The sequence below is a fragment of the Hydrogenophaga crassostreae genome (assembly GCF_001761385.1).
Lineage (GTDB): Bacteria > Pseudomonadota > Gammaproteobacteria > Burkholderiales > Burkholderiaceae_C > Hydrogenophaga > Hydrogenophaga crassostreae.
Genome location: NZ_CP017476.1, coordinates 4,444,467 through 4,467,461, shown reverse-complemented (window position 1 = coordinate 4,467,461; position 22,995 = coordinate 4,444,467). Strand labels below are relative to the sequence as shown.

The 22,995-nt window shown below is 62.0% G+C and carries 23 protein-coding genes; 7 read left to right on the top strand and 16 right to left on the bottom strand.

Annotation, left to right across the window (positions count from 1 at the left end; all coding sequences use genetic code 11):
- Window positions 1-199 precede the first annotated feature (199 nt).
- Entirely contained in the window at window positions 200-910 is a 711-nt protein-coding gene (locus LPB072_RS20730; RefSeq protein WP_231943332.1) for a nitroreductase, read from the top strand.
- Window positions 911-1,138: 228 nt separating this feature from the next.
- Here the strand turns inward: LPB072_RS20730 and LPB072_RS20725 are convergent, their stop codons facing one another.
- The gene (locus LPB072_RS20725; protein ID WP_066091083.1) at window positions 1,139-1,396 is read right to left on the bottom strand and encodes an SWIB/MDM2 domain-containing protein; all 258 of its coding nucleotides are present in this window, start codon (window positions 1,394-1,396) and stop codon (window positions 1,139-1,141) included.
- 323 nt (window positions 1,397-1,719) lie between these two features.
- On the opposite strand from LPB072_RS20725, the gene LPB072_RS23995 reads away from it, so the two are divergent.
- Window positions 1,720-2,124 carry a hypothetical protein gene (locus LPB072_RS23995; RefSeq protein WP_231943331.1) on the top strand — a complete coding sequence of 135 codons (405 nt, stop codon included), beginning with the start codon at window positions 1,720-1,722 and terminating at the stop codon, window positions 2,122-2,124.
- A gap of 40 nt (window positions 2,125-2,164) precedes the next feature.
- Here the strand turns inward: LPB072_RS23995 and LPB072_RS20715 are convergent, their stop codons facing one another.
- Window positions 2,165-2,575 (bottom strand): GFA family protein, encoded by a 411-nt coding sequence (locus LPB072_RS20715; protein WP_066091080.1) that lies wholly within the window; start codon window positions 2,573-2,575, stop codon window positions 2,165-2,167.
- Between the two features lie 330 nt (window positions 2,576-2,905).
- Window positions 2,906-3,796, bottom strand: a complete 891-nt coding sequence (locus tag LPB072_RS20710; protein ID WP_066091077.1) for a LysR family transcriptional regulator — start codon at window positions 3,794-3,796, stop codon at window positions 2,906-2,908.
- Window positions 3,797-3,897: 101 nt separating this feature from the next.
- On the opposite strand from LPB072_RS20710, the gene LPB072_RS20705 reads away from it, so the two are divergent.
- On the top strand, window positions 3,898-5,103 hold the full coding sequence (locus LPB072_RS20705; protein WP_066091073.1) for an MFS transporter: 1,206 nt from the start codon (window positions 3,898-3,900) through the stop codon (window positions 5,101-5,103).
- Between the two features lie 399 nt (window positions 5,104-5,502).
- A complete protein-coding gene (locus tag LPB072_RS20700; RefSeq protein WP_070263948.1) occupies window positions 5,503-6,585 on the top strand; it encodes an IS110 family RNA-guided transposase in 1,083 nt (360 codons plus the stop codon).
- A gap of 311 nt (window positions 6,586-6,896) precedes the next feature.
- Here LPB072_RS20700 and LPB072_RS23595 read toward each other — a convergent pair whose 3' ends face one another.
- From LPB072_RS23595 to LPB072_RS20675, 6 genes are all read right to left on the bottom strand, one after another.
- Complete coding sequence (locus LPB072_RS23595; protein ID WP_157559381.1) at window positions 6,897-7,460, bottom strand: hypothetical protein; 564 nt, start codon at window positions 7,458-7,460, stop codon at window positions 6,897-6,899.
- Window positions 7,461-7,532: 72 nt separating this feature from the next.
- Window positions 7,533-8,030 (bottom strand): hypothetical protein, encoded by a 498-nt coding sequence (locus tag LPB072_RS20695; protein WP_082877149.1) that lies wholly within the window; start codon window positions 8,028-8,030, stop codon window positions 7,533-7,535.
- Window positions 8,031-8,637: 607 nt separating this feature from the next.
- Window positions 8,638-9,462: an SDR family NAD(P)-dependent oxidoreductase gene (locus LPB072_RS20690; RefSeq protein ID WP_066095823.1), complete on the bottom strand. Its 825-nt coding sequence runs from the start codon at window positions 9,460-9,462 to the stop codon at window positions 8,638-8,640.
- 12 nt (window positions 9,463-9,474) lie between these two features.
- On the bottom strand, window positions 9,475-10,443 hold the full coding sequence (locus LPB072_RS20685) for an LLM class oxidoreductase (protein ID WP_066095819.1): 969 nt from the start codon (window positions 10,441-10,443) through the stop codon (window positions 9,475-9,477).
- A 65-nt stretch (window positions 10,444-10,508) separates the two neighbouring features.
- Entirely contained in the window at window positions 10,509-10,811 is a 303-nt protein-coding gene (locus tag LPB072_RS20680; protein WP_066095816.1) for a DUF1330 domain-containing protein, read from the bottom strand.
- A gap of 60 nt (window positions 10,812-10,871) precedes the next feature.
- The gene (locus tag LPB072_RS20675) at window positions 10,872-11,870 is read right to left on the bottom strand and encodes a zinc-dependent alcohol dehydrogenase family protein (protein WP_066095814.1); all 999 of its coding nucleotides are present in this window, start codon (window positions 11,868-11,870) and stop codon (window positions 10,872-10,874) included.
- 112 nt (window positions 11,871-11,982) lie between these two features.
- Here LPB072_RS20675 and LPB072_RS20670 point away from each other — a divergent pair, with 112 nt between their 5' ends.
- Window positions 11,983-12,891 (top strand): LysR family transcriptional regulator, encoded by a 909-nt coding sequence (locus LPB072_RS20670; protein ID WP_066095811.1) that lies wholly within the window; start codon window positions 11,983-11,985, stop codon window positions 12,889-12,891.
- Window positions 12,892-12,916: 25 nt separating this feature from the next.
- On the opposite strand, the gene LPB072_RS20665 is transcribed toward LPB072_RS20670, so the two are convergent.
- Window positions 12,917-13,894: an MBL fold metallo-hydrolase gene (locus LPB072_RS20665; protein ID WP_231943330.1), complete on the bottom strand. Its 978-nt coding sequence runs from the start codon at window positions 13,892-13,894 to the stop codon at window positions 12,917-12,919.
- 250 nt (window positions 13,895-14,144) lie between these two features.
- Between LPB072_RS20665 and LPB072_RS20660 the strand changes: the two genes are divergently transcribed.
- Together LPB072_RS20660 and LPB072_RS20655 are read left to right on the top strand one after the other, a co-directional pair.
- Window positions 14,145-14,645 carry a GAF domain-containing protein gene (locus LPB072_RS20660; RefSeq protein ID WP_066095809.1) on the top strand — a complete coding sequence of 167 codons (501 nt, stop codon included), beginning with the start codon at window positions 14,145-14,147 and terminating at the stop codon, window positions 14,643-14,645.
- Window positions 14,642-15,247 (top strand): DNA-binding transcriptional response regulator, encoded by a 606-nt coding sequence (locus LPB072_RS20655; protein WP_066095806.1) that lies wholly within the window; start codon window positions 14,642-14,644, stop codon window positions 15,245-15,247. The genes LPB072_RS20660 and LPB072_RS20655 overlap by 4 nt, the downstream gene beginning before the upstream one ends.
- A gap of 36 nt (window positions 15,248-15,283) precedes the next feature.
- Here the strand turns inward: LPB072_RS20655 and LPB072_RS20650 are convergent, their stop codons facing one another.
- The 6 genes from LPB072_RS20650 to lnt all read right to left on the bottom strand — a co-directional run bounded on the left by LPB072_RS20650 (window position 15,284) and on the right by lnt (window position 22,994).
- Complete coding sequence (locus tag LPB072_RS20650) at window positions 15,284-16,216, bottom strand: M48 family metallopeptidase (RefSeq protein WP_066095803.1); 933 nt, start codon at window positions 16,214-16,216, stop codon at window positions 15,284-15,286.
- A gap of 127 nt (window positions 16,217-16,343) precedes the next feature.
- Window positions 16,344-17,105 (bottom strand): lysophospholipid acyltransferase family protein, encoded by a 762-nt coding sequence (locus LPB072_RS20645; protein ID WP_066095801.1) that lies wholly within the window; start codon window positions 17,103-17,105, stop codon window positions 16,344-16,346.
- Between the two features lie 64 nt (window positions 17,106-17,169).
- Window positions 17,170-17,754 (bottom strand): D-glycero-beta-D-manno-heptose 1,7-bisphosphate 7-phosphatase, encoded by a 585-nt coding sequence (gmhB, locus tag LPB072_RS20640; protein ID WP_066095797.1) that lies wholly within the window; start codon window positions 17,752-17,754, stop codon window positions 17,170-17,172.
- A gap of 118 nt (window positions 17,755-17,872) precedes the next feature.
- Window positions 17,873-20,008, bottom strand: coding sequence for a glycine--tRNA ligase subunit beta (gene glyS / locus LPB072_RS20635; RefSeq protein WP_066095795.1), 2,136 nt, complete (start codon window positions 20,006-20,008; stop codon window positions 17,873-17,875).
- Between the two features lie 18 nt (window positions 20,009-20,026).
- Window positions 20,027-20,959 carry a glycine--tRNA ligase subunit alpha gene (gene glyQ / locus LPB072_RS20630; RefSeq protein WP_066095792.1) on the bottom strand — a complete coding sequence of 311 codons (933 nt, stop codon included), beginning with the start codon at window positions 20,957-20,959 and terminating at the stop codon, window positions 20,027-20,029.
- A 169-nt stretch (window positions 20,960-21,128) separates the two neighbouring features.
- Window positions 21,129-22,994, bottom strand: coding sequence for an apolipoprotein N-acyltransferase (lnt, locus tag LPB072_RS20625; protein WP_082877148.1), 1,866 nt, complete (start codon window positions 22,992-22,994; stop codon window positions 21,129-21,131).
- Between the last annotated feature and the right edge of the window lies 1 nt (window position 22,995).

Genomic DNA, 22,995 nt, shown 5'->3' with positions numbered 1-22,995 from the left:
TTTTTTCGCCAGGCCGATGGGCTGGACAGGCCCAACCGCTGCACCATGCGGGTCTCGATTCGGCCAGAAAAGGTGATGCCCTGACGCCCGACGCCCTGACTGCCTGCGACCGCCAACGCGGTGCGCCGTGCCGCCTTGGCGACAAGCATCGTCGCTCGCCGCGCTAGCATCACCGAGGTCCGCCAGCCGGACGCTTTTTATGAACAACCCAAGTGATGAGGCAAAGACGCTTATGGATTTCGACCAGGTGGTGCAAGGGCGCCGCAGTATCCGCGGTTACCTGAACAAGCCGGTGCCGGAGGCGCTGGTGCGCGAGGTGCTGGCGCTGGCCATGCGCGCGCCGACGTCGTTGAACACCCAGCCCTGGAACTTCTACGTGGTGGCCGGCGAGGTGCTCAACCGCATCCGTCGAGGCAATGTCGAGCGCAACCTGGCCGGGGTGCCGCATTCGCGTGAGTTCCGGTTGGGGCCTGATTACACCGGGGCTCACCGCGAACGGCAGATCGGCGTGGCCAAGCAGCTCTTTGCCGCGATGGACATCGCACGCGAAGACAAAGCCAAACGTCAGGAATGGGTTTTGCGCGGCTTTCGCCAGTTCGACGCGCCGGTGTCCATCGTCATCACTTACGACCGCGCCATCTACGGCAGCGACGTCGCACCTTTCGATTGCGGTGGGGTGGTCAACTGCATTGTCAACGCGGCATGGTCACGTGGTTTGGGCACGGTGATCAACAGCCAGGGCATCATGCAGTCGCCGGTGGTGCGGGCCGAGGCCGGTATCCCGGAAGATCAGGTGATCCAGACCTGCGTCGCCATGGGCTGGCCGGACGACAGTTTTCCGGCCAATGCGGTGGTCTCGCAGCGCAAGTCGGTGGACGAGGCGGCGGTGTTCCTCGGGTTCGACGACTGACCTGCACTGACCCGATGCCTTTGCAGGTGGCATCGAACCGGCCGGCCGCTTGCGGCCCGAGCCGCAGAGGCCGAAATCGGGTTGCCGACCAGCTGCGACGGGCCACCTTCGGCCAAGGCGCGGCCTTTCGAACCCGGAGTGCGCTTGCGTTGAAGCGCCGGACACGGAACCCCCTTGTCTCTCGCCGCCCGGCACCCGGGCGCGAGAGGCGGGCTCCCTGATGCCCAGTCAGCTCAGATGCTTGCCCACCAGACCGGTCATTTCGAACATGGTGACTTCATCTTTTCCGAACACCGCCTTGAGCTTGGCGTCGGCCAGGATGTTTCGCTTGTTCTTCGGGTTCTGCAGGTTGTTGGCCTTGATGTAGACCCACATCAGCTTCACAACTTCGGTACGGGGTTGTGGCGTCGCACCGATCACAGCGGCCAGTTCGGCACTGGGAGTGAGAGCACGGTTGAATGCGGTTGGCTTTTTGGCAGTGGTCATCTGAGGCTCAGTAGTTAAAACGAACATTTTAGGGTGTGCCTTCGATTCTTCTGTAACCAGGTGCCACCGAGCAAGCGATTCAGGCATTTTCAGGGCTGGTCTACACGTGTGCTGAAAGATTGCTTGGCGCAGGCTTCAAGCGCAGCAATGGGTTGGCTTCAGCCCTTCAAATCCTCCACAACATCGGCCACGGGTTCCTGCAGACCTGTCGCTGGATGGAGGCCCATGTGCAACCTGGCCGAGCGCAGACAAAAACCTGACACACGGCGGGATGCCCAGAGGCTCTGGCAGAAGATTTGGTCTGGCAAGACCCGGTGCCTGCCATGAACCGCAAGCTGATCGACGGTGGCGATGTGGCCGATCTCAAGGCGCAGGTTGTGGTTTCAGTCCCGGCCTTGGTGAGGCGGCTTCCACCACCAGGGCCTCTGCTCCGACTCTCCGGGGCGCGAACAAGCGCGTTGGTGCCAACGGTGCGCAGGCGCCTTTCTGAAAACGCGGTTTCATACAATGAGGCACCTATGAATTCACCCCTTGACCATCCCGAACTCTTCGCCACCTACAAGCGAGCGAAAGCAGATGCTGAGCACAAGTTCGGATTGATCAGAACGGCTGCCAAAAAAGGCCCCAAGGCCGTTCAGGCGGCCGTTGACACGTCTGCAAGGGCTGACAAACGCAGGGATTCTTTTGCGAAAAAATTGCGCGACCTGGGGGTGGTGCTCGAGGATTGAGAGAGGCGCAGATGTTGGCATCTGCTTCAGGGCTTGTTCTTCAGCCCGGCATCGCGTCGAACCCGGGAAGCGCGTGGCCGCTGCACGACCAGGCTGCCCGCGAGCCCTGGAAGATCCGCGCCTGTGGTTCGATGCCCGGGTCGTCGTCCAGCGATCCCATCGGGATCATGACCATGCCCGACCCCGCAGCCGACCGCGGAACCCGTCCACCACATTCGCTGCAGAACGCATTCGTGAACCGCTCGGCCTCTGGCACCTTGAAATGCCGCACCAGCGACTCGCCAGCGTCCCAGGTGAGCGTGCCGGCGACGAACAGGTTGGATGCATGGCCTGTTCCTGTCGCTTTGCGGCACCGCGAACAGTGGCAGTGAAAGGCGCGCTGCGTCTCGCCATGCACGGTGTAGCGGATGCTGCCGCACAGGCAACTGCCAGTGAGTGTCTTGGTTTCCATGAAAAGTGGGCCCTCAAAGAGATGAAGTCAACACTGTACTGGCTGGCTGTTTGCATAGAGTTTCGCCATGTTCCCGCCCGACCCAACCTTGCGATGGGTTGGTCAGGGTCGACAGGCTGATCTCGCGACCTCCGAGACCGGCCAATCAACCCCGGTCGGATCGGATGTCGGGTGTCGGCCATGAGCGGTGGATCACGGAGGACCTGCTAGCAGGACAGCATTTGTGCAGAACCAATAAACGATGGCTCGTGACTTCGCGGATGGTGGGTTTCAGCAGTGCAATCACCGACTACGCTGATGCTTGGTTCAGTCCGTGTCTGCGACAACGCGCTACAGCTGCCCGGTGAGCCGCTCGGACAGAAAACCGACCAGAGCGGAAACACGAGAGGCCAACGCTTCTTGTTTGTAGAACACCGCCCACACCGGCTGCGACCAGGGAAGCGTTTCTGATTCCAGGATGGGGACCAGGTCGCCATTCGACACATCCTGCCGGGTCAGAAAATCGGCGAGGCAAACCACGCCGGCCCCTGTCAAGGCCAGGTGCCGCAGGGTTTCACCGCTGGAGGCAGCAATCACCGGGAGCACAGGCAGGCCGTCACCCCCTTCTTGGGGCAACGGCCAGATATTGAGCGAATGGGGTGCCGTGAAGCCCAGCAGTCGATGCCGCACAAGCGCCGCGACATGGGTTGGCGTTCCGTGGATCGCCAAATACGCAGGGGATGCCAGAACGCGAAGGCGGCTGGAACCCAGCTGTCTGGCATTGAGGGTGGAGTCGGCCAAAGGGCCGATGCGAATGGCCAGATCGGCCCGCTCATCGATCAGATCGACAACGGTCTCTCCGCTGACCAGTTCGAGTCGCACCAGTGGGTAGGCATCCAGGAAATCCGCCATCAGGGGGGCTATCAAGTGGTCCAAAACGGGCGTGGCCGCGTTCAGGCGAACCAAGCCTGAAGGCTGGGACAGACGGGCGGCCAGTTGATTTTCAGTCTCTTGCAAGTCCGCAAGGATCTTCCTCGCGCGCGCCAACAGCCAATCGCCCTCTTCTGTCAGGCTCAGTCGCCTTGTCGTCCGCTTGATCAGCGTCATGCCCAGCTGCGCTTCCAGTCGCGAAAGGCTTCTGCTGACGCCCGATGGGGTCTGTCCAAGCCGCTCGGCAGCGGCAGAAAACGATCCCGAATCTATGATGGCAACAAAGCCAATAAGGGCATCTACGCTCAGCATTGTTGACTCCGAATCAAAAGTCAAATGTAGCCGCAGCGATTTTTCTTTGCTTGCACCAAGCCCAAACTGCGAGGCATCGTTTACCCATCAAGGAAATAGTCATGCCTCTCGCACTGTGGGCGCTGACACTCAGCGCCTTCGCCATCGGAACGACTGAGTTCGTCATCGTTGGACTGATCCCAACCATCGCAGACAGCCTGAATGTCTCTGTGCCTTCGGCCGGGCTTCTGGTCAGCCTCTATGCCCTGGGCGTCGCCGTCGGTGCACCGGTGCTGACGGCGTTGACTGGACGTGTGCCACGCAAGCAACTGTTGTTGGGCTTGATGGCCTTGTTCACCGTTGGCAATCTGGTGGCGTGGATGGCCCCGGGCTATGAGGCACTCATGGCGGCGCGGGTGCTCACCGGGCTGGCACACGGCGTGTTCTTCTCCATTGGATCCACCATCGCGACGGGCCTGGTGCCCAAGGAAAAGGCCGCCAGTGCCATTGCACTGATGTTCACCGGCTTGACCGTTGCACTGGTCACCGGCGTACCACTGGGCACCTTCATCGGCCAGACATTTGGCTGGCAATCGACCTTTCTGGCGGTTTCCCTGTTGGGCGCGATTGCGTTTGTCGGCAGCTGGATTCTTGTGCCGAACAATCTGGCGCAAAGCACGCCGGCCTCGCTGGTGGCGCAGTTCGCTGTGCTGAAAAAGCCGCGCCTGCTGCTGGTGTATGCCATGACAGCCTTGGGCTACGGCGGCTCATTCATCGCCTTCACCTACCTCGCGCCGATTCTGCAAGAAGTGTCCGGCTTCTCTGCGGGCAGTGTCAGTCTGGTCATGCTGGTGTATGGCGTGTCGGTCGCGTTTGGCAACATCTGGGGCGGCAAGCTGGCAGACAAAAAAGGGCCAATTGGGGCGCTTCAAATTGTCTTTGCGCTGCTCGCGCTGGTGTTGTTTGCGCTGACCTTCACCGCTTCCAATACTTGGCTTGCGCTGGCAACGGTGCTGGCATGGGGGGCTGTTGCGTTCGGCAACGTACCGGGCTTGCAGGTGTATGTGGTGCAGCGCGCTGAGCTGGATGCCCCCGAGGCTGTGGATGTTGCCTCAGGCTTGAATATCGCCGCGTTCAATATCGGAATCGCAGGCGGCGCCTGGGGCGGTGGGTTGATCGTTGCTCAATTTGGTCTGATGGCAACACCTTGGGTTGGCGGTCTGGTCGTGCTCGGCGCACTGGGGCTGACAACCCTGGCCGGGCGGTTGGATCGCCGAGATGGTATTCGCCCGAGCGCCAGACCAACCCATGCGGTGGCGGCTCACTAGATTCAGGTTGAACGTCGACGGGGCTCAATCCTGACCACTTCACCTGACCGCCAGCTCTGGACTGCCGCGTCAGGGTCTCGAAGTTCGCGCTCTCAAGCGCTTTGCCGACTGCAAAGGGCACATCAAAACTCCTCTGCGACTGACTGATTTGGGCCGAGGTGTTGAGCTCGCCGACATAAAGAGCGGCCGTTCAATCAGCACCTGATCCGATGGCAGCTGTCGGCCATGAGTGGTCGGTGGTCAGCCGGGAAAGCAGTCGCTCAACGTTCAAATCGAGCGGTGGCGAAGGCGTCCGCCTCGAATGATGGGATGGACTCCCCCGTTTGTTTGCGCGACATTCGCGTTCTGGTCTTCATGGGCGTGGGGATCAGGGCAATGTCAAAACGAAAGGAGTCCGACATGAATGCTACTACTGTGGCCGTCGATCTGGCCAAATCCGTTTTCCAAATTGCCGTGGCCGATCAGCATTGGCGCATCGTTGAAACCCAGCGTCTCACCCGCACCCAGTTCGAGCGTTGGTTTGCCAACCGTGCCGTTTCCCTGGTCGTCATGGAAGCCTGCGGCTCGGCCCATCATTGGGCGCGATGGCTCAATGGCCTGAGCATCGAAGTTCGCCTGCTGCCCGCTCAATATGTGCGCGCCTACGTCAAGCGCAACAAGACCGATGCCACCGATGCGGCGGCTTTGCTCGAAGCCGCCCGCGCTTCCGACATGCGCCCGGTGCGCGTGAAGTCGGTCGAGCAGCAAGCTTTGCAAGGCTTGCACCGCGTGCGCTCGCTGTGGATGGGCACGCGCACCTCGCGCATCAACGCCTTGCGCGGTTTCCTGCGTGAGTTCGGCATAGCGGTTCCCGTGGGTGCGCGCACCGGGCTGGAGGCGATCAGCCGGGTACTGGCCGATCCGAGTTCTGCTGTGCCTGAGCTGATCCGGGGAACGGCTCGGTTGTTGGTAGAAGAAGTGCGTTTGCTGGAGGCTCGCATTGCGCAGCTGGAGCGAGAGTTGGCTGCCTCGGCACGATTGAGCCCAGCCTGCACCACGCTGCTGTCCATTCCTGGCATCGGCTTGCTCACGGCCACCGCGCTGGTGGCGGCCACTTCGGGCGATGTGACGCACTTCAAGGACGCGCGCCACTTTGCCAGCTGGTTCGGGCTCACGCCGCGTGAGCACTCCTCGGGAGGCTCTCGCTTCCTGGGTTCGATTTCCAAGCGCGGGGACCGCTATTTGCGCATGTTGCTCACGCATGGCGCCAGGAGCGTGTTGCGAGCGGCCAAGGTGGCTGAGGCGGCCGAGCGTGAGGTGTGCGGTGTGCGCCGCTGGGCACTGGATGTGCAGCGCCGATCGAACCACAACAAGGCGGCCTGTGCGCTGGCCAACAAGCTGGCGCGCATTTGCTACGCCACGCTCAGGGACAAGGTACCGTTCGGTGAAACCGAACGGCTGAGCAGAAAGATCAACCGAGAGAGTTTTGTGATGCCTGCCTGAGTGGCAGACACCCACCGAACAGCCGTCACCCAAAACGAGTTCTATTTCCACCCACGCCGCTTGCGACGAGATTGATTGACCCACATGGCTAACCGGGCACACCCCAGACCGTCTGACGCCGATAACTCTTCCGGCAGCTTGCCTGCCGCTTGTAACGATTGGCGCGCCGGTCCCGCAGATTCCATGCTGGCACGGACCACAACAGAGTCCACCTCAGATGCCGGATATACGACTGCAGGCGATTCCCCAACAGCCAAAACATCAATCAGTTTCTTGCACTTGTGGGGGAGTCCATATAAGCAGGGTTAGCTTCACAAATTTCGCCCAAACCAAGAAAGTGATTTACGACACGGTTTCATTACAGATTCGTAGATGTCCATGTATTCGACATTTACTGTTAATGACGTGAGCGCCTTGCGAACCTTGTCCCTGCATCGGGAAAAATTTTGCTCTCCGTCGTATTCAGTCAATTCAAGGAGGATTATTTCTGCCCCGGCTTGCAGAGTTCGTCGCTGTAGTGCATGAGTAAACGTATTCCACGAGCGATTTGGCGGAAGCGTCGGCATCCAATCAATGAGACTTTCGTGCGAATTAGACCCATCAGAAACTGTCACCGCGATAACGATCATGGGCCCAGAGCCGTTATTTCTGAGCTTCACACGTAAGCTGTTCTCGTAGTCTGCCACGGTGACCTCTGCGAGCGGACGCACCGACAACTCGTTATGGCGCCGCTGGCTACGGCTCGCGGAGATTGATATCCAGACCGAGACGCAAGACAAAAATAGTGCGAGAACGGCTGCGATTGCGCTCGCTAACGCGCCAAGCGCATTGGCCGCATTTGCATCCGACTTCAACAGTGCAAACAGCGCTTCCATTTTTAGTTCAACGTTTGCGCTCAGCGGGCGGCTTAGCCGTCCGCTGCAGCAAAAGGTTGGGCATCACACGCTTCAAAGGTGGTCACCCACGAATCGAAGGACACCGGCGTGCATGTCGCGAATGTCTTCCGCGGAATACGCGCTCCAGTCCCCGTGTGCGGCCTTGTTTCGTAAGTCAGCCCAAGCTGTTATTTGCTTCTGCTTCGCCACGTTGTAGGCGCCGGCTTTGCAAAGATCCGCGTTCATCTTGTCCAACTTCGCGACGGGTACCAAGTGCCGAGAGGCAAGTTCCTTGACGCCAATTTCGAGAGATACGCCAATGAGAACGCAGGCAGGGTCCTTGTACCCTGAAGTTAGCAACTCGTCTGCCTGTTCAAGCGCATCAGAAAGAACCTCCGCCTTCACGAGTCCGCGAAGGCTGAATATGTACCCGCCTTCGTAATCTTCCTTTGCCGAGGAGAAAATCGCGTACAGCGAACGGAACGACGACAGGTAACCACTAAAGCTAGTGAACGCTGCTTCGAACTGTTGTGTGTGGACGCTTTCCAGGCCGAAGGCTTGCCTTAGCAAGCTTAGAACACTGGTGCCCCAGCCCTTGGTGTCAGCAAAGGAGACTTACTCAATTACCCGGCCAGTTCGTGCATTCGCGACTTGAGAAAACTTCGCAGCAGCGATGTCTTTGCCCTTGGCTTCGAGTTCATCGAGCCGCTTCTGAATTAACGAATCGCGATGCATGACTGCCCGGTGATTTGTGAGGCCCAACTTTGATTTAAACGGCAAAACGCCGGATACACACAATGGCAGTCGTTAAACAAAGTCGGCCTCCCGTGTGAAAAGTTATTTCAAATCAAAATGCTGCGCAATCTTACTTCGCCTGTGAGGAGGTTTAACAGAATCGACCAACCCGACTACCCTCCCTCTGTGGCTATTTCGCCGAGCGAGAGGCTTGGCTCGCGGCGAACTGTCCGCTTTCTGGCAGCTCAAGCGAATGCCCGCTCCGGGTCGACTTGCGCCGTTCAAGTTCGAACCTAACATCGGCCAAGGGCCCCGGCAGACCTGTGATCGGCTTGTTCTCACTCGGCAGCGTAGCCAGGCATAGGCAAAAAATTCCCTGGGCATCTCGCGATGCCCAGGGAATTGTGTTTGGCGGATGCGGAAGTTGGTGCGTTGTCCCGACTCAGTCCTTGAGTTTCTCGATGATCGCCTCGATGACCTGCACCACCGCTTCGTTTTTCTTTGCGTCCAGCGCATCAGGATGGGGCGGGGCAAATCGACCTGCATCGTTGTCAAAGTACTGACCGGAGACTTGGGCGAACTCGGCCGAAGTGGCAGCGCGGGTGAGGATGTCTGCGCCGATGGCGATGTCGTTCCCGGCCACGCCGAAACCTTCTTTCACCATCTTGGTGGCCAGCAGCGAGCCGGGGTTGACCGAGACCACCATGGGGCCTGGAAGGCCCTTGTCTTTGAGGGTGAGTGCCATCTGGTTGGTCCACATGGTGATCGCCAGTTTGCTTTGGGCGTAGGCGGCCATGTCGGCGAGTGGGGCGCGTCCTGCCAAGGCGTCGATGTCCACCGGGGCCTGGGCGGCAGACGACAGGTTGACCACACGCGAGGTCTTGCCCAGCAGCGGCAGCAGGCGTTGGGTCAGCAAATAGGGCGCCACCGTATTGACGGCGAAGCGCACATCGAGCCCCTCGGCGGTGCGGGTTTCGGGGGTGCGGTAGACGCCGGCGTTGTTGATCAACACATCGAGTTGCTGGTGTTTTTGGAGCACGGCCTTCGCCAGGCTCTCCACTTCGACCAAGCGCGACAGATCGGCCACATAGGTTTCGATGCGCCCGACGCCGGGCAGCGCCAGCAGCGCTTTTCCGGCGTCGGCCAGCTTGGCCGGGTTGCGTCCGTGCAGCAGCAGGGTGTGGCCTTGCGGCGCCAGCATGTGTGCGGTGGCCAGGCCGATGCCGTCGGTGGCGCCGGTGATGAAGATCGTTTTGGGGGTGGTCATGGCCGGTTTCCTTTAGGGGGCGAAGTGGGGCAGCAATTCATCCGCCAGGCACTTCAGGGTGTCTTCGATGTTGCCTTGATTGAAGCGCAGGTTCAACGCCACGTGGTTGATGCCGATGGTTTCCAGCGCTTGCAGGTAGGCCAGCAGGTGGCGCGCACCGATGTGGAAGCCCAGGTGGATCGGCCTGGGCAGGGTGTTGGGGTCGTTTGCCAGATCGACATAGAGTGACTGCATGGCCGGTTGGTCGGGGCGACCAGCGGCCAATACGCGGGCCCGCCATTCGCCCACGACGCGGGCTTGCGCCGCGATGGGGCGCGGGTAGGTGATCCAGCCGTCGCCGTGGTGGGCGATCCAGTCGGGGCTTTGCTGGCTGGCGCCGGTGATGAGCAGAGGCAACCGGGCCGCTGCGGGTTTGGGCAGCATGTCCATGGTGCCGTCTGGGCTGCCGTGGTGGTTGGTGAAGGCGGGGTGGTCTTCGCCCATGCGCCGGATGTAGTCAAAGCTCTCGCGGAAGCGCTCGCCGCGATCGTCAAACGGCATGTTGAGTGCCGGGTATTCATCAGGCCGGTCGCCCGAGGCCACGCCCAGCAATAGCCGTCCGCCCGACAACACATCGGCGCTGGCTGCGGCCTTGGCCACGTGGGCCGGATGCCGCAGGGGCAGCACCACGCTGGCGACACCCAACGCGATGCGCTCGGTCAAGCCCGCGAGTATGCCGAGGTAAACGAAGGGGTCAAAGGTTTGGCCGGCGTCGCCGAATGAGGGCACGTTGAACGGCACATCGCGCAGCCACAGCGCCGAGAACCCGAGGGCTTCGGCGAGCTGGGCGCGCTGGATGTGGCCCTTCATGGTCGGCACGGGGTCGGTCGCATAGGCTTCCAGCGGCACCACCAGCCCGAGGCTCAGGCGGTTGGGCCGGAACACCGAGTTGTAGGCCTGGTTAAGGGGTTCAAAGCTGGGCGCTTGGGTGGGCTGGGGCATGGCGGTTTCAAATGCAATGGGGCGCGCGGGTGGGGGAACCCACCCGGCGGTGGGGTGCAGTGCGGTCAGGCCAGATCGTCTTTGCCTTCGATCAGAAAGTGGTGGCTTTCGGAGCCGGCCGTGCGCGCCTTGAGATGGGGCACATAGCCAGGGTCGTTCATGAAGTCGAGCGCCGCTTGCCTGCTCGGCCACTCGATCAGGATGCGCAAGCTGGCGCCCTTTTCGCTGCCTTCCAGTTGCTCGTGGCTGGCGGTGCGGGCCAGGTATTTGCCGCCGTGTTGGGCCACGAGTTGGTTGGCCGGGCCGATGTAGTCGGCGACCCAGTCGGAGTTCGTGGGGCTGACGGCAAGAATGGAATAAAAGGTCATTGGAATTGGTTTTTCAAGTAGATGGGGTGGGCGCATCGCCTTGGCCGGCGACGCGTTGTTTCAGGCCGCGTTGGGAACGTCGACCACCACTTTGCCAACGGCCTGGCCGCTGCTGAGGCGGGCGTAGGCTGCGCCCACTTCTTCGAAGCCGAACTGTGTTTCATCGAGCAAGGGTTTGAGGGCGCCCGCGTCTGCGATTTCGGCGAGCTTGGCCAGAATGTCACCGTGTTCCTGGCGATTGAGGTTGTGCAACATCGGGATGAGCATGAACACCACGTGTATCGACAGGCCTTTGAAGTGGGCGGGCGACAAGTCCAGCTGCAGCAAGGCCACGGTGGTGACAACTTGCGCATTCAATGCAGCCGCTTCAAACGAGTTCGCCATGTTGGGGCCACCCACCGAGTCGAACACCACTTCGAAGCCGGCACCGGCGGTGTGTTGGGCCACGTAGTCGGCGACTTTTTCGTTTTTGTAGTTGATGGCCGTGGCGCCATAGCCTTGAATGATCTCGCTCGCCTTTGGGTTGGAACCGGTGGCGTAAACCTCGGCACCCAGGTGCTTGGCCAGTTGCACGGCAACGTGGCCCACGCCGCCTGTACCGCCGTGCACGAGCACTTTTTGTCCGGCCTTTGCACCGGCGCGTTTCAGGCCTTCGTAGGCGGTTATGCCCACCAATGGCAACGCTGCGGCTTCGCGCATCGACAGGGTTTTGGGTTTGTGGGCGATCAAACGGGCATCGGCCAGCATGAACTCGGCCAACGAGCCTTGCAAGTCGGCGAGGCCGCCTGCGCAGCCGTACACCTCGTCGCCCACGGCAAAGCCGGTGACGCCGTCGCCGACGGCATCAACGGTGCCAGCAAAGTCCATGCCCAACACGGCAGGCAGAGCGGGCGAAAGCGGCAAGTCCGTGCCCATCTGGCGGATCATGGTGTCGACCATGTTCACGCTGGTGGCGGCTACCCGCACGACCACGTGGCCGGCTTTGACGGTGGGCTTTGGCAACTCGGCGGCCTGAAACTGAGCGTCTGCACCGTATGCGTTGAGGACCATGGCTTTCATTGAGATTTCTCCAGAAGGGGATTAAAAGGGGTTGATAGCGACTTTATTGCCCATTGAAATCCGATAAAAGTACCTGAAATAGAATTCATTATTCGCGAAATAAAGATAATTTATGGACACGGACAGCATTCGACTCTTTGTGCTCGCGGCCGAGCGGCTCAACATCAGCGCGGCGGGCCGTGAGCTGGGCTTGGCGCCTGCCGTGGCCAGCGCCCGCCTGGCCAAGCTGGAGCACACCCTCGGGGCCGACCTGCTGCGGCGATCCACGCGCAAGGTGTCGCTCTCGCTGGAAGGGGCCGAGTTTTTGCCCTTCGCCCGCGAAATGCTGGCGCAGGAGGCCGCAGCGCTGGCGGCGTTGGGGCGTGGGCAGGTGCAGGCCTCAGGGACCCTGCGTTTTGCCGCATCGAGCACCTTCGCCCAGCTGTACATCGCGCCTTTGTTGCCCGATTTTTTGAAGCAACATCCCGGCGTGCAGCTGGATTTGAGGCTCTCAGATACCCCGTTTGATTTGATCGAAGGCAGCTTTGATCTGGCCCTGCGCAACGCCGCTCTGGAAGACAGCAGTCTCAGGTGCCGCAAGCTGGCGGACGACCAACGGGTGTTGTGCGCATCGCCGGGTTATCTGGCGCAGCACGGTACGCCGCGCCACCCCGATGAGCTGGCCAATCACCAGTTGATGGGGTTCAGGGATGCTTTGCCAAGAGCGCTGATCGGCCCAGAGGGGCAGGCGGCGGTGTTTGACCCGCGCCAGACCGGCAGCCGGCTGGTGCTAGACGATGGGCTGAGCCAGAAAATTGCCACCCTGGCAGGGGCCGGCATTTCCATCAATTCGCTCTGGAGCGTTCACCGCGAAATCGAGCAGGGTTCGCTGGTTCGGGTGTTGCCCGCCTACGCGGTCGATGACCGGTCCGCGCTGTGGCTGATTTATCCCAAGTCGAATGTGCTGAGCGCCAAGGTCAGGGTGTTCATGGATTTTTTGCTCGACCGCATCGGTGCACACCCCGTGTGGCGAGCCGCTTGAGACGTACCCGGCAAGATATCCACACTCAGCGCTTCTTTTCCAGCGCCTCTTCCTCCATCAACAGATAGGTGTTGTAGGCGTTCATGCGGTTGGCAAAGCCAAACATGGGGATGGCCGAGAAGGCGCCCCAGTCGGTGTCTTTGTAGGCCTCTTCGAAGGGCACGAAATCTTGCACCGCCTGGCCCATGGCGCTGCGCAGGAACTTGAGGTAGTCGCGGGTCACGCCGATGTCTTTTTTCGGGTCGGTGGATGCGGCGCCGTGTCCGGGTACTACGGTGTTGGCATCGTGCGCGAGCATCAGTTCCAGCGACTTGATCCATTGGCTGCTGTTGGCTTTGCCCACAAAGGGCAGGCGGCCGTTGAAAAACAGGTCGCCGGCGAAAAGCACCTTTTCCGAAGGCACAAAGATGGTCAGGTCTTCGGGGGTATGTGAGGGGCCGACGTGGTCGATCTCAAACACCATGCCGCCTATTTTCAGCACCGTGGGGCCGCTGATCCAGGTGTCTGCTTCAACCAGTCTGGTCTTCTCGTCGATCCAGGGCGCGAGATCGGTGCGAGAGGCTTCCAGGCGCAACCGGGCTGTGTCGGACTGGATGTATTCCTTGGCCGACCCGTGTGCCGTGATGTGCGCGCCGAGCGCTTTGAAAAATTGCAGCCCGTAGATGTGGTCGGCGTGGTAGTGGGTCAGGATCACATGGGAGATCGGCAGCGGTGTGAGCTTTCTGATCTCCGCCGTGAGCCGTTCGGCCAACGCTGGCGAGCCCAGTGCATCGATGACCACCACGCTTTCCGGCGTGATGACAAAACCGGCGTTGGAGATGAAGTTCTGGTTCTGGGGCGATCCCAGCGCAGACTGCCCTTGCACGTAGTAGCTGTGTGGCCCCACCTGTTCCAGCTGCATGGGGGGTTGGCTGTCAGCCGCCGCAGCCAGACTGCCGCTGGTCCACATCAGCAGTCCAATGGCGGCGTGCCACAGGCTGACATGGCTATGTTTGGTGCTCATTGGCATGCGCGGTCTCCGGTGAATCGTGATCGAAATTCCCTTATATCGCAATTTGCTTATGTTTATCTGGGGGCGTGGGACGCCAAGGTGATGTGGAAGCCCCAGATTTTCGGGGAATCGGGTAAACGGGCTCAGGTTTTGGCGCCAACCGCCGATGCAACAGATACGAACTTTCGCTATCGACGCGCTGGCCGATGCCGGCCCGGTGAGCGCACGTTCGGCACCAAACAGCAGCCTTTTGGAGTAAACCTTGATCCAACCACCCCTGCCTCACAACGAAAAAAAGCGCTTGAAATCGTTGCGCGACCTGCTCATTCTCGACACGCCACCTGAAGAGCGTTTCGACCGCCTTTCGGCCTTTGCCGCCAAGGAATTTGATGTGCCCATGGCCCTGGTCTCGCTGGTGGACCAGGACCGCCAATGGTTCAAATCGAACTTTGGCGTGGAGGCCAGCGAAACCCCTCGGGATGTTTCGTTTTGTGGGCACGCTGTGGCCCAGTCCACGCCTCTGGTGGTCCCTGATGCCCTGGCGGACCCGCGCTTCGCCGACAACCCGCTGGTCATCGGCAAGCCCTTTGTGCGTTTCTACGCTGGCGCAGGGCTCCGGTTGCCGTATGGCCAGGTGGTCGGCACCCTGTGTGTGATGGATCGCCGCCCGCGCGCTTTCGACCGCCTGGATGTGGCCGTGCTGTGCGGTTTGCGCGATCTGGTCGTTGAGGAACTGTTTCGGCGTGAGGAGGCCTTGTCGTGAGCATTGCTGCGTTTGCTAAAGCACCCAAGATTTTGTTGGTGGACGCCGACAACACGGTCAGGGGAACGGTGGCATCCGTGTGCCGCGACCTGAATGTGGCGCGGGTGACCCAGGCCACCAGTGTGTCCATGGCCGAACAGCATTTGAGGACCGGGCGCTTGAGTGGTTTGGTGCTGTCCATGGGTGAAGAGGTGGCAGCACTGGCGTTGCTGACCCGGTTGCGGGCTGGCGACTTCCCCTGTGGACCCGAGGTCGCGGTGGTGGTGATGGCGCACGAATGCACAGCCGACCTGGCCCGGCAGCTCAAAGCGCTGAAGGTGCGCCGTTTGCTGTTGCAGCCTTTCAAGCTTCGCGATGTGATTCAGACGCTGGAGCAGCTGTGGGAGGAGGGCGTGGGATCGTCAAGCGGTCCCGGCGATTCAGCGGTTCCGGAGGATTCCCCTGAACCCGTGGAGCCTCCTGAAGCCGCCGAACCGAAGGCCGTGGCGGAGGACCCCGGTGAGTCCGGGACGGCGGAGACCATCGAACAGGATTCTGAAACCCCACCAGACACGTCGACCGAGGATGCCGCCGAGCCCACCGAGGCGGATGCCTCGGCCTGAGCCCGGCTGTCGCCGGTTCAAAGGCAACGCGGTTGCTCAATCTTCCAGCGCCAGCCCCGACTGTTTGAGCGCGCGGCGGCGCAATGCGTGATCGGGCATGACCTCGGCCACCACGTTCCAGAAGTTGGCGCTGTGGTCCATGTGGCGCAAATGGCTGAGTTCGTGCACCACCACGTAGTCCACCATCTTCATCTCCAGATGCACCAACCGCCAATTGAGGCGAATGGTGCCGTCCACGCTGGCGCTGCCCCAGCGGGTGCCGGCGCTGGACAGGCGCAGGCGGCTGTAGGTCACGCCCAGCTGCGGCGCGAAATGGTCGAGCCGCTGGGTGAACACCCGCTTGGCTTGCCGCATCAGCCAGGCCTGCGCGGCGTCGCGCACCTGGGTTTCGCTGGCGTTGCCGGCCACACCGAGGCGCAGCGTGGGCATGGCTTCTTCGCCTTCGGCGGCTTGCAGCTCGGCGCTCGCGTGAGAAGATGCCTGCGCCGGGTCCAGCAACAGGCGCACGCGCTCGCCCAGATAGTCGAACTCCGCGCCATCGGCCCACACCGTTTTCGCCTGCGCCATCTCGCCCACCCGTTCATGGGCCTTTTGCAGCTTCTCCAGCACCCAGGCCGATTTGTTGCGGATCAGCGCCTCCACCTCACCTACCGGTGACCAGCGCGGCGCGCTGACGGTGAGGCCGTCCTTGCCCACCGACAAGCCAATGGTCTTGCGCTTGCCCCGCTTGAATTCGTAAGCCACCTCCACTTCACCCAACATGATCAGACGGTTGGCGCGGGGGTGGTGCCAGGTGGCGGGCTGGAACACATCGGACAGCGGCAGCGCCGGTGGCGCACTGGGGTCGCGTGGCTCGGGAGAAGGCGTGGGTTCTGGCGATGGCGTGGCCTTTGGCGCAGACAACTTCCCAGGCAACACCGGATCCGGTCCACCCAAAAAATCAAACGCCATTTGCAACAACTGCTTCATGCCAGAAAGGTGTGATCCAGGTGTCTAAATCAACAAAACGCCAAGCCAATGAGCGGAAGCCAAACCCAGAACGCCGTCGATCCGGCTCCGCCGGTCGGCCAGCGTTGCCCCCTGGGGGGTGACACGCCTATGGCGTGGCGCGGGGGGGGACATATGCTGCGGGGTCGAGGCGATGCATTTCTGCTTCGATCCAGTCTTCTACCTCTTTCATCAGCTCGTCCGGTTCACGGCCTTCGCTCGAAATCGGTTTGCCGATGGAAAACTCCACGGTGCCAGGGGTTTTGATGAACGCTTTTTTCGGCCAGCATTTGGCCGAGGTCACGGCAATTGGAATCACCGGCGCGCCAGTGCGAATCGCCAGCCGCGTGCCGCCGCTCTTGTAGTTGCCTTTCTGGCCGCGCTCGATTCGCGTGCCTTCGGGAAACATGATCACCCAGGTGCCCTGGTCAAGCAGGCGCTGGCCCTGTTGCACCACCTTGATGAAGGCCCGTGCACCGTCGGCACGGTCGATGTGGATCATGTCCATGCGCGCCATGGCCCAGCCAAAAAAAGGCACCTTCAGCAGTTCTTTCTTGAACACGAACGCCAGCGGATGGGGCATCAAGGCGGCCATGCAAAACGTTTCCCAGAGCGACTGGTGTTTCACCAGCAGGACCGCCGGGGCCTTGTCGCCTACTGGCAAATTCTCAAAGCCGATCACCTTGTTCTTGATGCCCAGGATCACGGTGCCACCGTCCACCGCCAGCTTGAGCCAGCGGGCGCACATCCAGTAGACCTTGGTGCTGTTCATGAAGGGCGCAGCGACCATCACGGCCAATGCCCAGGGAATCACCGTGATCGCCATGAACAGGAGGTGCAAAACGGAACGCAGGAAATTGACAATTTTCATGGGTGAGCGGTGCGCTGGGTTTGAGCGGGAATCGGTGCCGTTGAGGGGGTGTGGGGGCGGCGTTTCAGGTGACGGCAACGGCTTCTGGCTGACTGAGCAGCCAGTCGGCGAAGGCTGGCAAGTCGAGGTGCACCATGATGCTGGCGTCCATGCCCTTGATGCCCGCCTCTGGCACGCCCCCTTGAAAGTCACGCAGGTGCTCCGATTGACCGGTGAGCAGCAAATGAGACGGGCAACCCGCTGCGGTACCGGCCTGTACATGGCGCAAAGCATTGCCCGCTACCGGAACCGTGGACAAGGGGATGCCGTAGCGCGAGCCCACCTGTTCAAACAGACCGGGCTCCGGTTTGCGGCAGTGGCAGCCGTCTTCGGGCGCATGAGGGCAGAAAAACACCGCGTCCACGCGGGCGCCGGCGACGGCCAGCTGGCGGTGCATCTTGGCGTGAATGGCGTTGAGCGAAGCCATGTCGAACAGGCCTCGGCCAATGCCGCTCTGGTTGGTCGCCAAAACCACCCGCCAGCCACCCTGGTTCAACCGCGCCACGGCCTCCAGTGCGCCTGGCAAAGCCTCCCACTCATCGGCCGAAGCCACGTGGTCATCGCGGCTGCGGTTGAGCGTGCCGTCGCGGTCGAGGATGAGCAGTTTCATGGATTACTCCACTGAAGGACAGGGCCGCAGCGCAGGGCCGCCCCCCCGTACCCGGCGAAGGCCGGGGCCCTCTCCAGTCTCGGGGCAGCGACCCCCGCAGCGGTGGAGCGTGGGGGTTTCATGAGGCCAGACGCGAGAGGTCGGCCACGCGGTTCATGGCTTCGTGCAATTGCTTCAGCAAGCCCAGGCGGTTGGCCTTGAGTTTGGGGTCTTCTGCGTTCACCATCACGCCATCAAAGAAAGCATCGACCGGCGTGCGCAAGGCGGCCAGCGTCTGCAAGCTGTTGGTGTAGTCACCCGCGTCGAACTGGCCGTTGGCGACAGGCACCGTGGCCTGCATGGCGGCGTAGAGATCTTTCTCTGCCGCTTCCACGAACAGGCTCGCGTCAACCGCAGCGCCCTCGCCTTCCGATTTTTTCAGGATGTTGCCAATGCGCTTGTTGGCCGCAGCCAGCGCAGGCGCTTCGGCCAAGGCCGCGAAGGCGCGCACGGCGTTCAGGCGCTGACTCACTTCGGCCAGGCGTTGGGGGCGAAGGGCGAGCACAGCATCAACCTCTTGAGCGCTTGCTCCCTGTTCACGAAGGCTACCCGCGAGGCGGTCGAAGATGAACTTGCCTTCTAACTCGTCCATCACCACTGATTTCTTGAATTCGCTGATGCCAGCGAACGTCACCGAAGCCATGTCGATGAGGTCCGCAAGGTTCAGTGCCAAGTCCTTTTCCACCAGCATGCGGATCACGCCCAGGGCATGCCGCCGCAGCGCAAACGGGTCTTTGTCACCGGTGGGCAGGTTGCCGATACCAAACATGCCCACCAGCGTTTCCAGCTTGTCGGCCAGCGCCACGACCACACCCGCCATGTTGCGTGGCAGCTCGTCGCCAGCGAAGCGCGGCTTGTAGTGGTCTTCGATAGCGAAGGCGATGTCTTCGCTGAGGCCATCGTAGCGTGCGTAGTAGCCGCCCATGATGCCTTGCAGCTCGGGGAATTCACCCACCATGTCGGTCAGCAAATCGGTCTTGGCCAGTTGGGCTGCGCTGTCGGCGCTTTTCGCCAACACATCGCCGCCCAGTTGCTGGCCAATGGCCCTGGCGATGGCGCGCACGCGCTCCACGCGCTCGCCCTGCGTGCCCAGCTTGTTGTGATAAACCACCTTGCCCAGGCCTTCGACGCGCGAGGCCAGTGTCTTCTTGCGGTCCTGGTCGAAGAAGAATTTGGCGTCGGCCAGGCGCGGGCGCACGACGCGCTCGTTGCCCTGGATCACGGCGCTGGCGTCGTCCGGGCTGATGTTGCTGACCACCAGAAACTGGTTGGTCAGCTTGCCCTGCGCGTCCAGCAGCGGGAAGTATTTTTGATTGGCCTTCATCGTCAGGATCAGGCATTCCTGCGGCACGTCGAGGTATTCGGTTTCGAACGAGCAGGTGAGCACGTTGGGTCGCTCGACCAGGGCCGTCACTTCCTCGAGCAGGGCGTCGTCTTCAATCGGCTGGCAGCCACCGCCGAGCTTGGCCGCCGCAGCGGCGAGCTGGCGTGCGATCTCGGCCTTGCGCGCTTCAAACGATGCGATCACCGAGCCGTCTTGCAACAGCGTGGCGGCGTAGCTGTCGGCGTCTTTCAAGACCACCGGGTCCACAGCGGCTTCGAAGCGGTGGCCGTGGGTACTGTTGCCGGAGGTCAGACCCAGCACCTTGAGGGGCACGACCGTGCTGCCGTGCAAAGCCACCAGACCGTGCGCCGGGCGCACGAACTGCACGCTGCTCCAGCCGGGCTGCTCACAGTCGGTTTCCAGCTGGTAGGTCATGACCTTGGGAATGGGCAGCTTGGCCAAGGCTTCGTCCAGCGCTTTTTGCAGGCCGGGGGCGAGCGCCACGCCGGGCGCGATGCTGTCGAAAAACAAGGCTTCGGCCTTGCCATCGGGCGCGCGCTTCAGGCTGGGCACAACGGAAGCATCGGCACCGAGCGCGCCCAGGCGTTTGAGCAGCGCAGGGGTGGCCTGGCCATCGGCGGTGAGGCCCACGCTCACGGGCATGAGTTTTTGCGACACGGCTTTGTCGGCCGCACGATCGGCCACGCCGGTCACATGCACGGCCAGGCGGCGAGGCGAAGCGAAGGCGGTCACGGCGGCGTCAGCGCTGGCCAGACCTTGGGCTTTGAGCTGGTCGGCCAACACCTGGGCGAAGGCATCGCCCAGCTTCTTGAGCGCCTTGGGGGGCAGCTCTTCGACAAACAGTTCTACGAGGAGGTTTTGGGTCGTCATGGTGTTCTCTGCGCTCGCTCAGGCGGCCTTCTTTTTTTGTTCGGCTTTGGCCATCTCGGCCAGCACTTCTTCGCTCCAGGCTTTCGGCGCCATCGGGAAGCCCAGGCGGGCGCGGCTGTCGAGGTAGCTGCGGGCGACCTTGCGCGCCAGATCGCGGATGCGCCCCATGTAGGCGGCACGTTCGGTCACGCTGATGGCGCCACGGGCGTCGAGCAGGTTGAAGCTGTGCGCGCACTTGAGCACCTGCTCGTAGGCGGGCAAAGCGAGTTCGGATGCGATCAGGTGGTTGGCCTGCTTTTCGTGAGCCGCAAAAGCGGTGAACAGGAAATCGGCGTCGGCGTGTTCGAAGTTGTATGCCGACTGCTCTTTCTCGTTTTGCAGGTACACATCGCCGTAGCTCAGCGTGTCGGTCCACTTCAGGTTGTAGACGTTGTCCACGCCCTGCAAGTACATGGCCAGGCGCTCCAGGCCGTAGGTGATTTCGCCGGTGGCGGGTTTGCAGTCGATGCCGCCCACCTGCTGGAAATAGGTGAACTGCGTGACTTCCATCCCGTTGAGCCAGACTTCCCAGCCCAGGCCCCAGGCCCCCAGCGTGGGGTTTTCCCAGTCGTCTTCCACGAATCGGATGTCGTTCTTCTTCAGGTCGAAGCCCAGCGCTTCGAGTGAACCGAGGTACAGCTCGAGAATGTTGGCCGGCGCTGGCTTGAGCACCACCTGGTATTGGTAGTAGTGCTGCAGGCGGTTGGGGTTTTCGCCGTAACGGCCGTCCTTGGGGCGGCGGCTGGGCTGCACGTAGGCGGCCTTCCACGGCTCGGGGCCGAGTGCGCGCAGAAAGGTGGCGGTGTGGCTGGTGCCGGCGCCGACTTCCATGTCGATGGGCTGAAGCAGAGCGCAGCCTTGTGCATCCCAATAGGACTGCAGTTTCAAAATGATTTGCTGAAAGGTCAACATGGTGTCGGCGTCGTTGTCGGCATTTGCGCGGGCCCCGTGGGCGGGCCGCGCTTATTGAGAAAAGGAGTGGGTCGCCACCCTGGCTGGTCGCGACGGAACAGTCGATTTTACGGGGCAGGACCAATCGGCGCAGGCAAGCGCCCGGGGTGGTGATCGAGCCGGAGCTTCTTCAGCCCCGCCGGGGCTTGGCGGAAGCGAGGGTGTAGCGAAGCAGCTTGGCCAGCAAGGCCATCAGCAAGACGCCGCCGCACAGTGCCCAGGCTGGCCATAAACCGAAGGTGCCTGCCCATTGGGCAAACGGCGTGAGCCCGCTTCGTCCTTGCGTCTGGGCCTCCAGGCGGCCTTGCGTGGTGCGGGGGAGGAGGTGGGTGACCGTGCCGCGGTGATCAATGACCGCCGTGGCGCCGGTATTGGTGGCTCGCAACATGGGGCGACCCAGCTCCATGGCGCGCAGGCGTGAGATCTGCAGGTGCTGGTCGGTGGCCGACATGTCGCCGAACCAGGCGATGTTGCTCAGGTTCACGAGCACCGTGGGTGCCTCTTCCGATACCCTGAAGGACGCGGCCAGCTCTTCGCCGAACAAGTCTTCATAACAAATATTGGGAGCGACGCGCTGACCAGCAAGGGCCCACGGCGGTTGAACAGTGGCCCCTCTTGCGAAGTCACCCAGCGGAATATGCATCAGGTCCGTGAACCAGCGGAACCACGGGGGAATGAACTCGCCAAACGGCACCAGGTGGTGTTTGCTGTAGCGGTAAAAGCCTGCGCCCGGGTAGTTGCCGCCGCCGGGTTGCAGGTAGCTGCCGTCGGGTGCGTCAGCGATCAAGCCCATGGCGCGGCCCGCGGTTTCGCTGGTGATGCCCCAGGCGGAGTTGGTGTAGCCGGTTTCAAAGGCGCCAAGCGGCAAACCCACCAGTACCGCCATGCTTTGTTCTGGTTGTGCTTCGGGCTGGTCGGCAATGTGGCGCAGGAAGGGACGCCAGAATGCGTCGGCCGACAGTTGTTGCGGCAGCATGGGAATGGCGGTCTCGGGGGCCACGACCAGCTGGGGTGCGTTGGCGGCCCGGCGTTTGACTGCGGCCTGGGCGTCGGCAATTTGTTGTGGATACCAGGCCAGTGCCTGGGCCACGCCGGTGCCGGTTTCAAACTTCTCGTTCTGCGCGATGTTGCCTTGCAGCAGCCACACATTCAGGTCGCCAGTGGAGCTTGTTTCCGCCAACGCAGCGTCTTGCCAGCGGTGATTCCACTGAAGGCCCACGAGCAGCGCCACCAGCGCCAGCGCCACTGCCCGATTGAGCCATCTGGTGGCGAAAGAAGGGCGGGAAAGTCGGGCCAGTCCATGTGGCGTTGCGCCCAAGAAGGGCAATGGCAGCCAATGAACCGCGATGGCCAGTGCATAGGCCAGCATGGCTGCCAGCGCGCCCATGCCGTATACACCGACCCACGGCGCCAGCCCACTCATGGTATCGGCTTGTGCATAGCCGCCTGCGCCCCACGGCAAGCCTGTGAACCAGCTGCCCCGGGCCAGCTCGGCCATGGTCCACAAGGCAGCAAACAGCAACACCTGTCCGCCTCGGGACCGTGGCGCCAGTATGGCCATGGCGCAAGCGGCTCCGGCGTAGAACAGCGCCATGCCGCCAGCCAGCGCCAGCACGGCCAGCACGGCCATCCAGTCGGCGAGTCCGCCGTAGGTATGCATGGAAACGAACAGCCAGGAAAACGTGCAGGCCAGCCAGCTCCAGGCAAACAGCCAGCCGCGCCACGCGGCCTGCCCGACGCGCTGGGCACGCAGCAACGCGAGCACGAGCACGGCCAGGGAGACAACTTGCCACAGGCCGCTGGGCGCCCCTGGAGAGGTGGCGGGCCAGGCCCAGGCTTGCGGGGGCCAGGCGAGCGAAGCGGCCTGAACCGCACCGGCGGCCAGGCACACCAAGGCCCAGAGCCATGCCGAACCTTTGGCCACATGGCGCTGTGGCTGGTCACTCAACGGCAGCAAACCAGATGTTGGGTGCAGGTTGCCAAACAGGCTGCGCATA